We start from the raw sequence: 14,153 nt of genomic DNA on the forward strand, positions 1-14,153 counted from the left end.
AGGCAGATGCTTAATTTTTAGGCATCTGCCTGTTTTTGCTGATGATCTGTCATGACAGGCTGAAAGGACATCGTGAAAACGTTTACATAGCATTAACCGTTTGTTCATACGGCAAGAGTATAATGATTATTATATATAATTTATTAACAGGAGGTAGTAAAATGAAATCAAATATAGCAAAATTAGCAGCGCTTCTGCTGGCAGCATCCATGTGTGCATCACTTGCAGGCTGCGGTGACAGCAAGACCAAGGATAATTCCAATAAAGATCAGGTCGATGCAGCATTGAGCGAGCACGATAATGAGGAAAAGGAAGAGCTTAACGAGATCAAGGATGAGATAAATGCAGAGATCAGCGATGCTGAGAACACTTCATCCGAAGCTGAAGCACCTGCTGAGGATCTCGGCCTGAAAGATCCCAAGTACTATACCTACTATGAAGATCTTGCAAAGGCATACGCCGAGTCGGATATAAATAACTATGCAGGGGGATTACTTCTATACAGCAAGTGTTTCATCGCCTGTTTATGCAAACGATAAGGTATATATCGACTCCACAAAAAATGGCACTAAGCTTTTCTGCTATGATATCGCAAGCGGATCTCTTGAAACATTATTGGATTTTGAGAAAGCTGAGGGCAAATACGATTATGACAGCTGGTTCGTAAAGGGCGATGATCTGTATCTGATGTACAGCGAGACCGTGTACGGCGATGAACACATCGAAAAGGTCGGCAAGGACGGCAAGGTCACTGACTATGATATAACCGAAGGTTTAGATGTAGGTAAGATCGAATATGTATTTGATAACGGCAAAATACTTGTAGATATAAACAGCGAGAGAAACTTTGAGGTATACGATCCTGCTGACGGCACTATCACTCAGCTTGATCCTATCGCTATTCCCTCCGATCATGCAGGAGTTACAGAGGACGCAGAAAAGCCCATATTCATGTTTGCAAAGGGAAACAGCTTCTACTTCGGCAACACAAGATCGTCAATGCTCGGCGGACCTTATCTGGACAAAGAGACCATATATGAATACAACACCGATACCAATGAAGTCACCGTATTCTATAACGATGAGATACTCAGCAAAGAGGATCCCAAGATCAAGATGTTCGGTGACTATCTGATGATCGACTACAAGGAAAGTCTTGACAGAAAACTCACCGTTGTAAAGATCAGCGACGGCACAAAGATAGTTGATGATGTGTATAGCTTCTCGCCATATCTCGGCGGGGACGGCAGCTATTTCCGGGATCTAAGGGATAAAAAATGGTACAGGCTGAGATACCCCGACAGCACCTGTACACAGACCTATGAAAAGTCGGATACGCTTAAAGAAGCAGGCGAAGAACTATCAGATGAGCCCGCAGAGGTAGGCTCATCGATCATCGTTCAGCTCAACGATAAGTACTATGTGATGTATGACGATGCAGGATATTTCCTGCGTACATACGAAAAGGGCAGCGCCGAAGAGCAGCTCATAATGACCAAAAAGCAGGCTGACGGCAAAGAATAAAAACAATGTCACAATGATGTATACCAATACCCGCAGGAAAATATGTTCTGCGGGTATTGTATTTTATTGTCAAAATAACCAAATTATGAACGAAAATATTTTCAGATAATTTTTAAATTTTTCTTCAATGCTATTGACTTTTCAGGCAAAATATAGTATAATGTGTCTTGTAATTATTTCGGCTGCAAGGTTCTCGCATATCTTAGACAGAGAAAGCGTAAAGCGTTTAAGTTTGCACTAGCAGACCTTCACTATCACCCTTGCGGTGTGCGGGAGCGGTCGGAGGATTACCTCTGTCATAGGTGGCAAAGGGAGGGAAACATTTTGGCAGAAATTCGTGTTGGCAAGAACGAAACTCTGGATACCGCTCTTAAGCGCTTTAAGAGATCATGCGCAAGAGATGGCGTTATCGCTGAGGTCCGTAAGAGAGAACACTACGAAAAGCCTTCGGTAAAGCGTAAGAAGAAGTCCGAAGCTGCTCGTAAGCGCAAGTATTGATATGACATCGGGAAGCGGATACATTTGTGTCCGCTTTTTTGCTGTTCAAAAATAAACGGGACTTGAAATACAGGGATGTATATGATATAATAGTTTATACCATTGATTGCGGAGGAAATGAAATGCGCATAAAAAATGTCAGGATATATACGATGAATGACAATGACCACGTGATAGAGAACGGTTTTGTTACTGTTGAAAACGGCATCATCACAGCGGTCGGGGAAGGCTGCCCCACACAGGGTGACGAAAATGATATCGACGGCATGGGCATGACCCTTTACCCCGGGTTCATAGATGCACATACCCACATGGGTCTGACCTCGGCAGGCGTGGGCATCGAGGGTGAAGACCTCAATGAGGAATTCGACCCCTGCACACCTCAGCTGCGCATCATCGACGGCATAAACCCTATAGACTACAGCTTTGAGATGGCAAGGCAGACAGGCATAACAACTGTGATAGTATCCCCGGGTTCTACAAATCCCATAGCAGGCAGCATAGCCGCTGTAAAAACAGCAGGCAAGCGCATAGACAAAATGGTAATAAGAACTGTGGGCATGAAATTTGCACTGGGCGAAAATCCAAAGCTTACTTATATGGATCACGAGCAGTCACCTGCTACCAGAATGGCTGTGGCAAGCATAATAAGAGATAATCTGCACAAAGCTCAGAGATATATGAGGGACATAGAACAGGCTGAAACAGAAAGCGACCTGCCCGACTATGACAGTTCAATGGAAGCACTGCTCCCCCTTCTCAGGCGTGAGATAAAGGCACATTTCCATTGTCACCGCGCTGATGATATATTCACCGCAGTGAGGATAGCAAATGAGTTCGACCTGGACTATACACTTATACACTGCACCTCGGGTCATCTCATCGCTGACGAGCTGGCAGACGAACACGCAAGCTGTGTTGTAGGGCCTGTTATATGCGACAGATGCAAGCCCGAAATGGCAGAACTTTCTCCCGCCAATGCCGCTGTGCTCAAAGCTAACGGTCTGGATGTTGCCGTATGCACCGACCATTCAGAGGTACCGATAGAGTATCTGCCAATATCCGTGGGGATATGCATAAAACACGGACTGAGCTTCTATGACGGAGTAAAAGCTGTCACCTGCACCCCTGCAAAGATAGCAAATATCTTTGACAGAACAGGTTCCATAGAAGAAGGCAAGGATGCCGACCTTGTGCTTTTCGGTGATGACCCCTTTGAGGTCATGAGCTCACCTGCACTTGTAATGATAGGCGGAAAGATAGTCAGGAGGGATAAGGTCTGATGGGCAAGCTATACGTTGTGGGCACCCCCATAGGCAACCTTGGGGATATGACATACCGCGCCATCGAAACACTTAAGAATGTTGATTTTATATGCGCTGAGGATACCCGTGTAACACTTAAACTGTTAAATCACTTTGAGATAAAAAAACAGCTGATATGCTATCAGGAGCATAATGCCGCAAAGGCAGGCGAGCAGATACTCGCAAGGCTGACAGGCAGCGAGGATGCGGCTATCGTCACCGATGCGGGTATGCCGTGTATATCTGACCCGGGCGAGAAACTGGTCAAGCTTTGCGCTGAAAACGGCATAAAAGTCGAGGTAGTACCGGGACCGTCGGCAGTAATATCAGCACTGGCAATAAGCGGACTGAATACATCAAGGTTCAGGTTCGAGGGATTTCTCTCGGTTAACAAGCGGCAGAGGTATGACCACCTGGCACAGGTGCGTGATGCCGAAGAAACGCTGATATTCTATGAAGCACCCCATAAGCTGCACAAGACCCTGAGAGATATGCTGGACTATTTCGGTGACAGACGTATATCCCTGTGCAGGGAGCTTACCAAGCTGCATGAGGAAGTGATACGCACCACACTGTCGCAGGCGCTGGAGATGTACCCCGACAATAAGTCGGCAAAGGGTGAGTTCGTGCTTGTTATTGAAGGCGCTGCCCCCGAAGCTGCCGAAACCGCTGATACCATAGAACAGGCTTACGAACAGGTCAGGGCTCTGGTAGAAAAGGGTGTGCGCGGAACAGATGCCTGCCGTGAGATAGCAAAGTCAACAGGATTCCCGAAAGGTGAGCTTTACGCTATGCTGGTGGAGGAAAACTCCCGCAAATAAAAAACTACCACGGGGGGAAGTTTATGAAATATAAGATAACTGCTCTTGCAGCAGCTGCGGTCATCGCCATATCATCTGCTGCAGGCAGTATACTGACAGCCTCAGCTGCGGGGATACGCGCCACACAGGACAGCAGCGACTTCCTGACAGATTGCAGCAGCCGAGCAGGATATGATTATCTGGGGACTATGAAAAACGGCAAAGCCCTGCAGCGTGCCTACGATAAAATGTGTGATGCCGCAGAGAAGCTTTGGAACGATACCGACAGAACGATAAGCAATTTACAGAATTACTATTACTACGCTGCTATACCGTATGACGGACTGACCTATGATGAAATGGGTATAGTCTATGTCACGTTCAAGAACGACTTCCCTCTTTATTACTTTGCCGAAGGGCTTATGGTAGGTGATGCGAAAAACTTTTATATGGTAACCGATATCAGCTATATAAAAGGCAGCGCAAGGGCAAAGGCACAGCAGGATATCAGGGAGTACATAACAAGCACAGCCAAAAAAGCAGAGAGTGCTGAGTCTGTTTACGAAAAAGCCCTGATAATACATAACGCCATAAATAATGATCTTGAATATGCTTATGACAGCGAAGGCGCTGCTTCGGGTGAACCATGGGCACATAACATACTCGGGGCTTGCTGTAACGGCAAGGGCGTATGCGAATGCTACGCAAGAACATTTCAGGCAGTAATGAACTATCTTGACATAGATAACTATTTCGTATCAGGCATGACTGATCAAGGAGATCACGCCTGGAATGCGGTCAGGATGGATGACGGGAAATGCTATTATGTAGACTGCACCTGGGACGATGTATCAGGAAGGAACATATACTTTGCCAAGGGCAAAAGGACCATGAGCGCCGATCACAAGGTGGACGTGCCATGTGATGATCCTTTGCGTTTCTTCATCAAACTGCCCGACATATCCTATACCGATCTGGATCCACAGACAATACTCAGAGAGAGAGAAACCGGAGACATAAACGGCGATGAAACCGTAAATGTTACTGATATATCAATCATCGCTGCACACATAAAAAGTGTCAGACCCTTGTACGGCATAAACCTGAAATATGCTGACATAACCGGTGACGGCAAAGTGAATATATCAGATCTTTCAAAACTCGCAGCAAAAGTAAAAGGCAAATCATAAACAAAACAGAACAGGAGAACACAAATGAAAAGAAACGGAACGATAGCTGTACTCGCAGCAGCACTGATACTGGCAGGCTGTTCGGGAACGGCTCAGAACAATGAGAGCAAGTCCGAGACAGAAACCACTGCCGATACTTCCTTTGCAGTGACCACTACCACCACGGAAAATACCGAGCCGCCCGCAGAGGAAACCACATCCGACGAGGAAGAGGTATCCGAAGAAGTGCTTTACGATTGGACACCCATATCACAGGCTTACCTTGCAGGTGATCCCTCAGGGCTTGACGAGATACAGACCGAGATATACACTAAGGCTTCCGAGGTCATAGACAAAATTATAACCGATGGTATGAGCGACTACGACAAGGAGCTGGCGATTCACGACTATATCATACAGAATGTTGAATACGATATAGGTATGCTTGGGATATTTGAAGACCACGGTGAACACGCAGGTGACCCTTACGGTGCTCTCGTTGACGGAAAATGTATATGCAGCGGCTATACCACCACTTTCAATATGTTCATGGATATGCTGGGCATACCATGCACCTCCACCATGGCGGCGGCTGACGGCGATGAGCCCCATGCCTGGAACATGGTACAGATAGACGGTCACTGGTACTATACGGACGTCACCTGGGATGACCCTGTCCCTGATATAAAGGGCAGACCCGAGCATCACAAGTATTTCAACACCTCAAAGGAGGTAATGGCAAGCCGCCACGTATGGGACAGCAGCAGCGATCCTGTATGTGATACCGACAAGGACAGCTATGCGGCGCACGAGCTTGTTACGGTAAGTTCCACAGATGACATAGTAAATGCCCTGAAAGCTGCTGTAGAGAAGCGCTCCGCAAATGTATACTTTATACCTGAAGATCCCGAGGGCTGGAGCCTTGAAGAAACTGACGCGGTCGATACTTACCTCACCGCAGGAGTTATAGGCGGAAAAACGCTGAAGATCGCCCAGAGAGATTTCAAAAACGCCAAAGGCTCCTGCTTCATACAGTGGCAGCGCATGAAGATAGGCGACAAGATAGCTGTTTCGGGAACCATACTGCTTTGATAACCAAATGATCGCACAAAAAAATGCCCGTGAACTTCACACGGGCATTTTTGCTGTCTGGTAAAAAGTCAGTTTTCCTCAGTTGAATTTGCGACCTTGATCGAGATAACGTGAGAAAGGTTGAGGTATATAGACTCCGTACCTTTTTCAACAACTATCCAATCGTTAGAGATATCTCTGAGCACGTAGTTACGATACTCACCGTCAGCGGTAGCAAAATTGCACTTAACTCCTATCAGTTCTCTGAAAAAATCACTCATGTTACATACCTCCGTTTATTTATTCGGTCATGTGACCGTAAATTACTTGTCAAGTTTTGGCAGAAATGGTTTCTCGCAAGCCCTTTTGAACCTGAAAGGCAGGCTTTCCTCCGGCTTTATCGGGAACACGAACAGCGACCTTATACCTTTAAGGTTAGAACCCAGTATATCGGTGAATATCTGATCACCTACAGCCGCTACCTCACGTTTTTCAAGCCCCATACGCTTTATGGCTTTAGTATAACCGATAGTCAGCGGTTTTGCACCCTCACACACGAAGTCTATCTTCAGCTGCTCCGCAAAAGGCGATACACGCGGAGCGTGGTTGTTAGATACTATCATAAGCCTTATGCCGTTTTGCTTCATAAGCTCTATCCAGTCAAGACTGGACTGCGGCACTATCGGGTTATTGTGAGTAGTCAGCGTATTATCAAGGTCAAGAAGCAGACCTTTTATATTCTTCTTTTTAAGGAAATCAGGAGTGATATCCTTTACCTTATCAAATACATATGTAGGTTTGAAAAAAAACAAAATACATTCTCCTAAAAAATCTTTTTATAATAATATCATTATAGCACATTATCATCCAATTGTAAAGATACCGTGAAATAATTTATCACAGATCATGCTGTCAGCCCTCGGCAAACTCTGCTGCAAGTGCAAAAACAAAGGTCATCAGCAGACTTATACTGATGCTGCCGTTTATACCCATAAGCACTATCAGCATAGCCGTAAGCAATATGAACGTACACCTGACAGCCCTGAGTCCCCTGCCATCTGTCAGCAGTTCCAGGGCTCTGCCGCCGTCAAAATGTCTGAACGGCAAAAGATTGAAGGCTCCCAGCAGCAGATTTATCTGAACGAATAAACTCATGCCATCCAGCACAAGCCCTGTTAGCGCCAGCAAAAAATTCATACCGCACCCTGCCAGAAGTACTGTAAGATCTTTCCCGAGGCTGTCTATCCTGCCGGCCTGCGGAGTTATGCGTATCCCACCGCCGTAAAGTGTCACCGCCTGCGGTCTGTTACCGAATATAATCATAAAAAGCAAATGTCCGCACTCATGCAGGAAGCAGCAGATAAGTGCTGTCAGCATACTTCTGCTGTCGCAGCCTGTCAGCAGCACCAAAGCCAGCACCGCAGGAAAGCTGAAGCTTATCCCCAGCTGTACACCGCCCACATTTATACGGAACATTTTTCATCACCCTTTAGTATGATATTCGGGTGACACTGTTATAATGATCTTTTTCTTATACTGATCTCACCGCTGGATATGGTGTCCTCTCTGCCGTCCTCATATCTCACCATAAGCCGACATCTTTCGTCAGTATCTATCAGCTTTGCAGGAACGATATCATCTCCGCGAATGATATTTATATCCTCGCCCCGCCACAAAAGCCTGCTGCGGTATCCGGGCAGGAAGCTGTTCTCGGAAAGCTCTCGGTAATACCGCATGAAGCCCTCCAGCACCAGTGCCGCCAGACGGTTGCGTGCATCCTCAGCGGGAGCATCCAGCACTGCACCTGCGATATCCCTTATCTCCTCGGGAAAACCGCCATCGGGCTCATATACATTTATGCCTATACCGCATACAGCATAGTCCAAACCGCCGTTTTCAAGGCTGAACGAAGCTTCTGTCAGTATGCCGCATATCTTCCTGCCGTCTGTATAAACATCGTTGACCCACTTGATGTCTGTCATCCTCCCGCTTATTTTTTCTGCAGCTTCTGCCACAGCAACAGCGGCTGCAGTAGTTATGCGCACAGCATCTGCAGCTGTCATCTCGGGTCTCAGAAGTATGCTCATGTAAAGACCTGTATCTGAGGGCGAGAAAAACTTTCTCCCCAGTCTGCCCTTGCCGCCTGTCTGCATCCCCGCAATGACCACAGTGCCTTCGGGCGCACCCTGTACAGCCAGTTCACGCAGTCGTATATTGGTGGAATCCGTTTCCTTATATACAGTAAGACTGACACCGCAGCTGTGGGAAAGATACTTTTCAACACCTGCCGCAGAAAGCATATCTGCACTGTCAAGGCGATAGCCTTTTTTTGTCACAGCAGATATCTTATAACCCTCTTCACGAAGGTTGGTAACAGCCTTCCACACCGCGCCGCGTGTACAGCCCAGACTTTCAGCTATCTCCTCACCTGAAAGGTATCTGCCCCTGTTTTTCTCAAACAGTTTTATCAGTTCCTCTTTTACAGCCAAACAGCTCACTCCTTCCGAAGTACATTAAGGTCTACTGCTCCGTTTATGCCGTTAATACGGCCTGTGCCGCAGCGCTGCCAGATATACCAGTCGCCCTCGTAGGTAGTTTCTTCCACATAATGTGCCACCCATACCGGTCTGTTGTTCTTGTTTTCCCAGAACAGTTCAAGGAAGTTCTTGCTGCTGTAAAGCATAGCTTCGTAGCCGCTTTTTTCCAGTTCGTCCGCAAAGGCTTCATACACCTCGGAAAGATCATGGATATTCATACCGTACCGCTGGAAACTCTGGAATTCCTCCCAGTCAAAAGCTATAGGGAAATCAAGCTTTCTGCCGTCGAGAGTATCGACTATCTTCTTCGCGGTAGCCCTTGCGCCGTCGGCAGTAGTATCGGTAGAATAGAAATATACCCCGACCTTCAGCCCTGCTGCAGATGCCCCCGACATATTCGCATAATAGTATTCATCAAGATCGGTGCCGCCCGATTCGCCGTATCCCATACGCATTATAACGAACCTGCAGCCTGCATCGGACACTGCATTATAGTCGATATCCCCCTGCCAGCGTGATACATCTATGCCGAACTCTCTGCCGTTTCCGCTGTATGTCTGCATGAAGTCACCGAAATCTATAGTGCTGTCATCGTAATACGGGTCATAGGCTGAACCGCCAACATTGACATTAAGGTACTTCGTCAGCCTGTTGCCGTTTGCATCATCTATATACAGCGTAAGCGGATAACTGCCCTCTGCGGAGGTATCAACATCGCCTTCGACTGTAAGCGATGGGGTGCGATCGAAGTTATCGGCATAGCTTATATAGCTGTCTATATCGAAATAGTCACCGACGTCCAGATAGATATCGTCCCCCAGAAGCATCACGGGCGGTGTGGTATCAACTACGGTATATTTTACCTTCTTTTCAGCCTCAGCACCATCAAGCTCCATTTTCAGGGTGACTTCATGTTCACCGAGTTCGTTGGTATTCAGAAGTTCATCGCCGTTTTTGAGCTTTGCGTTGCTGTCGAACACAAAGTCTTTCAGCTTTACCTGCTGGTAGACCTCCACCGTATCCATGCACCCGACGTTTATCTTATCCGGGTCTGCTTTTTTCTTTTTTGCAGAGGTCGTGGTCTCGGGCTTGCTCTCGTCCTTTTTGGGGACAGTCGTTTCGGCAGGTTTTTCCTTATTCTCTACAACTATCTTGTCTGCGCTGTCCTCATCAGCGGTGGTCTGGGTATCGGTTGTCACTGCTGATTTATCGTTATCCTTGGATTCAATATCCGCACCGCAGGCTGAAAGCATCAGTGCCGCGGCTGCTATGGCTAAAGCTTTCCTCATTCGCCCTTATCCTCCAGCGCTTCCAGCAGGTTCTCGTACAGTTCGGGATACTTTTTCTGCATACGTATGGGACGCAGGTCTGTACCGGTGAAGCAGTGCTCGGTAACAGCGGTAAGTGCCAGCTGACCTGTTGTCAGGTTGTTGACCTCGTATTCCAGCTTGAATCTGCAGCCGTTGAAGCTGAGAAGTCTGCATACTACTTCAAATTCGTCCCCGAATCTGACAGGATACTTATACTCACATGAAACGCTAAGCACCGGAGATACTATGCCCTGCTTTTCGGTGAACTCAAAGGGACAGCCTGCCTGTTCCATCAGGTCTATCCTTGCTTCCTCCAGCCAGCGTACATAGTTGGAATGGTGTACGATATCCATTCTGTCTGTTTCATAATAATATGCCTTGCGGCGGTAAGGTTTATATTCTTTCATTTTTATGTTCCTTCTTTCTGTTGAGTGCCGTTTGTTTGGACGTTCTTTTTGACGTACTGCGGGGGTGTCGCCCCTCTCTACGTTCGGGTCGAGTCGTCAAAGGCGCTGTCGCTGTTTGACGACGAGCGCGGGCAATATTTACGCACTTAGTTTGTGCGGGTGTCAAAGATTTGCTTACGCTCGGGATTTTGGTATTGCCCGCGCCGTATGGTCGGGAGATAGTCTGCTATTGCTTGATTGTTGCCGCGTCGCTTTTGTGCCTTGACCGAGAGGCTCTGCCTCTCGAGCTCTCCGCAAGCCTTTCGCGAAAGGCTTGACCCAAAGCTCTTCTCCTTGGCATTCTATCCTAAGTACAGCAACGTTATCTCCCTGCCAACAATTATGAATTATGAATTGAATCGTGCTGCTTTTTCAAAGCTCATATTTCCTCCGAAGATATCGAGGGCGCTTCCTATGGTGAAATCCACCCTGCCTTTGCCCAACATTTTAAGCTTTTCAAGGTCATCAAAGGATGATATACCCCCCGCATAGGTGGCAGGCATACCTTCGATATCTCCCAGCATGGTTGCTACTCCGTCCTCGATCCCCCTTGCCTTGCCTTCAACATCTACTGCGTGTATAAGGAATTCATCACAGTTGTTTCTAAGACGTTCTATGGTCTCGGGGCAGAGTTTTGTGTCGGTGAACTTCTGCCATCTGTCGGTGACGATGTAGTAGTCCTCTCCGCGCTTTCTGCATGAAAGGTCAAGCACCAGCCTGTCCCTGCCAACTGCGTTTTTCATAAGTGTGAGGTTATGCTCGTCTATCTCGCCGTTCCTGAAAACGAAGCTTGTGACGATAACATGGCTTGCACCCTTGTCAAGGAAACCTGCGGCGTTTTTGTCGTTTATACCTCCGCCTATCTGCAAGCCGCCCTCAAAGGAACTCAGTGCGGAATATGCCTGCTGCAAGTCCTTTTCGTAGAACTCGCTGCCTGCGGGGTTCAGGATTATGATGTGTCCCCCTGTCAGCCCGCGGCTTTTGTAGAGTGCGCCGTAGTAGCCTCCGTCCTGTTCGGATACGAAATTATCCTGTGCTTTATTGCCTTTATCCGCAAGGCTTCCGCCCACTATCTGCTTTACACAGCCGTTGTGGATATCTATACATGGTCTGAACTTCATGTCTTTACCTCCGCATCAGAGTATGCATAACATCTGAAATATACGTATATCCCAGATCCTAAAATACTTTTATTCCGCTGACACACCACGCTAAACAGCCTTTTGACGGGCAATATCAAGAGCCGGCGGTATTCTTTCCTGGTTTTATTATACCACACCGTGTAATATATGTCAAACCTGCCGCCGCTGCAGGTATACCAAAGATACATAAACACCTGAAATGGCTTATTATATTAAAATTTTTTCACACCCGTACCCACCAATGCATAGATTGCCCAAAAATGCATAAGAAGCTTTGTTACGGTGTGTTTTTTTCTTGACAGAATATGCGTTTTGGTATATAATAGATGATGTATTATTATTTATGAAGGGCACTCAGCCCTCGATAAAATATGGAGGAAGTTTTTTATGGGACTTACACTTACTGAAAAGATTCTTAAAGCGCACCTTGTTGACGGTGAATTCGTCAAGGGTCAGGAGATCGGTATACGCATCGACCAGACTCTTACTCAGGACGCTACAGGTACTATGGCATACCTCGAGTATGAGGCTATGGGCGTGCCCCGCGTAAAGACCGAGAAGAGTGTGGCTTACATTGACCACAACACTCTCCAGTCCGGTTTCGAGAACGCTGATGACCACAGATTCATCGGTTCTGTCTGCAAAAAGCACGGCATCTATTTCTCCAGACCCGGCAACGGTATCTGCCACCAGGTACATCTTGAAAGATTCGGTATCCCCGGCAAGACCCTTATCGGTTCTGACAGCCATACCCCCACAGGCGGCGGTATCGGCATGATCGCTATCGGTGCGGGCGGACTTGATGTTGCTGTTGCTATGGGCGGCGGCGCTTACTACATCACATACCCCAACATCGTAAAGGTGAACCTGACAGGCAAGCTGTCTGCGTGGGTATCCGCTAAGGACGTTATACTGGAAGTTCTCAGAAGACTTTCCGTTAAGGGCGGCGTAGGCAAGGTAATAGAGTATTGCGGCGAAGGTGTAAAGACCCTGTCCGTTCCCGAGAGAGCTACCATCACAAACATGGGCGCTGAGCTTGGTGCTACTACCTCCATATTCCCCTCTGATGAGATCACACTTTCCTTCCTGAAAGCACAGGAGAGAGCAGAGGTATGGACAGAGCTGAAGGCTGACGATGATGCTGTATACGATGAAGTTATCGACATCGACCTCAGCAAACTGACACCTATGGCAGCATGTCCTCACAGCCCTGACAATATCAAGACCGCAGAGGAACTCAGCGGCATGAAGATAGATCAGGTATGTATCGGTTCATGCACAAACTCCTCCTATGTTGATATGATGAAGGTCGCTCATATCCTCAAGGGCAAGACCGTTCACCCCGATGTATCTCTGGCTATCGCTCCCGGCTCCAAGCAGGTGCTGAACATGATCGCAGAGAACGGCGCACTGGCTGATATGATCGCAGCAGGTGCAAGAATACTGGAATCCGCTTGCGGTCCCTGCATCGGTATGGGTCAGGCTCCTAACTCAAAGGGTATCTCTCTGAGAACCTTCAACAGAAACTTCCTCGGACGTTCCGGAACCAAGGACGGTCAGATCTATCTGGTATCCCCTGAGCTGGCTGCTGCTTCCGCAGTTGCAGGTGTTCTCGTAGACCCCAGAACTCTCGGTGATATGCCCGAGATCAAGGTGCCCGAGCACTTCAAGATAAACGACAATATGGTAGTGCCTCCTGTAGCTGAGGCTGATATGGACAGCGTTGAGGTGCTGAGAGGTCCCAACATCAAGCCTTATCCCGAGACCGCTCCTCTGGTTGAGAGCATCGGCTGTCAGGTATCCCTGAAGGTAGGCGACAACATCACCACCGACCACATCATGCCCGCAGGTGCAAAGATACTCCCTCTGAGATCCAATATCCCTGCTATATCCCAGCACTGCTTCACAGTATGCGACGAGGATTTCCCCAGAAGAGCAAAGAACATGGAGAAGTCTATCATCGTTGGCGGTTCAAACTACGGTCAGGGCTCATCAAGAGAGCACGCAGCGCTTGCACCTCTGTATCTGGGCATCAAGGCTGTACTTGTCAAGAGCTTTGCACGTATCCACAGAGCTAACCTCATCAATGCAGGTATACTGCCTCTGACATTTGTAAACGAGGCTGACTACGACAAGATCGAGCAGGGTGACGAGATCGAGATCGCTAATGTACGCGCTGATATCGAAGCAGGCAAGACTCAGCTGACTGTTGTAAACAAGTCCAAGAATGTTGAGATACCCGTTCTCTGCGAACTGACAGGCAGAACCAAGGATATCATCCTTGCAGGCGGTCTGCTTGACTACACAAGAGAGCAGCTCTCCAAGTAATATAGAAGATGATACATCGGTCTG

Annotated in this window: 15 protein-coding genes; 8 read left to right on the forward strand and 7 right to left on the reverse strand. The window is 47.6% G+C overall.

Going from position 1 to position 14,153, the window contains the following annotated elements; genetic code table 11:
* Positions 1–161: 161 nt before the first annotated feature.
* The 7 genes from RUMAL_RS15715 (at position 162) to RUMAL_RS15745 (ending at position 6,387) form a co-directional block, all read left to right on the forward strand.
* Complete coding sequence (locus tag RUMAL_RS15715) at positions 162–539, forward strand: hypothetical protein (protein ID WP_013499670.1); 378 nt, start codon at positions 162–164, stop codon at positions 537–539.
* Positions 481–1,524 (forward strand): Kelch repeat-containing protein, encoded by a 1,044-nt coding sequence (locus tag RUMAL_RS15720; protein WP_013499671.1) that lies wholly within the window; start codon positions 481–483, stop codon positions 1,522–1,524. The genes RUMAL_RS15715 and RUMAL_RS15720 overlap by 59 nt, the downstream gene beginning before the upstream one ends.
* Before the next feature lie 324 nt (positions 1,525–1,848).
* The gene (gene rpsU / locus RUMAL_RS15725) at positions 1,849–2,022 is read left to right on the forward strand and encodes a 30S ribosomal protein S21 (RefSeq protein ID WP_002847085.1); all 174 of its coding nucleotides are present in this window, start codon (positions 1,849–1,851) and stop codon (positions 2,020–2,022) included.
* A gap of 122 nt (positions 2,023–2,144) precedes the next feature.
* Positions 2,145–3,305: an amidohydrolase gene (locus RUMAL_RS15730; protein ID WP_013499672.1), complete on the forward strand. Its 1,161-nt coding sequence runs from the start codon at positions 2,145–2,147 to the stop codon at positions 3,303–3,305.
* Positions 3,305–4,147, forward strand: coding sequence for a 16S rRNA (cytidine(1402)-2'-O)-methyltransferase (gene rsmI / locus RUMAL_RS15735; RefSeq protein WP_013499673.1), 843 nt, complete (start codon positions 3,305–3,307; stop codon positions 4,145–4,147). The genes RUMAL_RS15730 and rsmI overlap by 1 nt, the downstream gene beginning before the upstream one ends.
* 23 nt (positions 4,148–4,170) lie before the next feature.
* Positions 4,171–5,316 (forward strand): dockerin type I domain-containing protein, encoded by a 1,146-nt coding sequence (locus RUMAL_RS15740; protein ID WP_013499674.1) that lies wholly within the window; start codon positions 4,171–4,173, stop codon positions 5,314–5,316.
* Between the two features lie 24 nt (positions 5,317–5,340).
* A complete protein-coding gene (locus RUMAL_RS15745) occupies positions 5,341–6,387 on the forward strand; it encodes a transglutaminase domain-containing protein (RefSeq protein ID WP_013499675.1) in 1,047 nt (348 codons plus the stop codon).
* A gap of 68 nt (positions 6,388–6,455) precedes the next feature.
* Here RUMAL_RS15745 and RUMAL_RS15750 read toward each other — a convergent pair whose 3' ends face one another.
* The 7 genes from RUMAL_RS15750 to hisA form a co-directional block, all read right to left on the reverse strand.
* Positions 6,456–6,647, reverse strand: coding sequence for a hypothetical protein (locus tag RUMAL_RS15750; RefSeq protein ID WP_013499676.1), 192 nt, complete (start codon positions 6,645–6,647; stop codon positions 6,456–6,458).
* 42 nt (positions 6,648–6,689) lie between these two features.
* Positions 6,690–7,178 carry a YqeG family HAD IIIA-type phosphatase gene (locus RUMAL_RS15755; protein ID WP_013499677.1) on the reverse strand — a complete coding sequence of 163 codons (489 nt, stop codon included), beginning with the start codon at positions 7,176–7,178 and terminating at the stop codon, positions 6,690–6,692.
* 100 nt (positions 7,179–7,278) lie between these two features.
* Positions 7,279–7,842, reverse strand: a complete 564-nt coding sequence (locus tag RUMAL_RS15760) for a zinc metalloprotease (RefSeq protein ID WP_013499678.1) — start codon at positions 7,840–7,842, stop codon at positions 7,279–7,281.
* 38 nt (positions 7,843–7,880) lie between these two features.
* On the reverse strand, positions 7,881–8,855 hold the full coding sequence (locus RUMAL_RS15765) for a biotin--[acetyl-CoA-carboxylase] ligase (protein WP_013499679.1): 975 nt from the start codon (positions 8,853–8,855) through the stop codon (positions 7,881–7,883).
* Positions 8,856–8,860: 5 nt separating this feature from the next.
* Positions 8,861–10,192: a GH25 family lysozyme gene (locus tag RUMAL_RS15770; RefSeq protein ID WP_013499680.1), complete on the reverse strand. Its 1,332-nt coding sequence runs from the start codon at positions 10,190–10,192 to the stop codon at positions 8,861–8,863.
* Positions 10,189–10,620, reverse strand: coding sequence for an acyl-CoA thioesterase (locus tag RUMAL_RS15775; protein WP_013499681.1), 432 nt, complete (start codon positions 10,618–10,620; stop codon positions 10,189–10,191). Before RUMAL_RS15775 ends, RUMAL_RS15770 begins: the two co-directional genes overlap by 4 nt.
* 386 nt (positions 10,621–11,006) lie before the next feature.
* On the reverse strand, positions 11,007–11,780 hold the full coding sequence (hisA, locus tag RUMAL_RS15780; RefSeq protein ID WP_013499682.1) for a phosphoribosylformimino-5-aminoimidazole carboxamide ribotide isomerase: 774 nt from the start codon (positions 11,778–11,780) through the stop codon (positions 11,007–11,009).
* Positions 11,781–12,188: 408 nt separating this feature from the next.
* On the opposite strand from hisA, the gene RUMAL_RS15785 reads away from it, so the two are divergent.
* Entirely contained in the window at positions 12,189–14,129 is a 1,941-nt protein-coding gene (locus RUMAL_RS15785) for an aconitate hydratase (RefSeq protein ID WP_013499683.1), read from the forward strand.
* The last annotated feature ends 24 nt before the right edge of the window (positions 14,130–14,153 follow it).

The sequence above is a fragment of the Ruminococcus albus 7 = DSM 20455 genome (genome assembly GCF_000179635.2).
Taxonomy (GTDB): Bacteria; Bacillota; Clostridia; order Oscillospirales; family Ruminococcaceae; genus Hominimerdicola; species Hominimerdicola alba.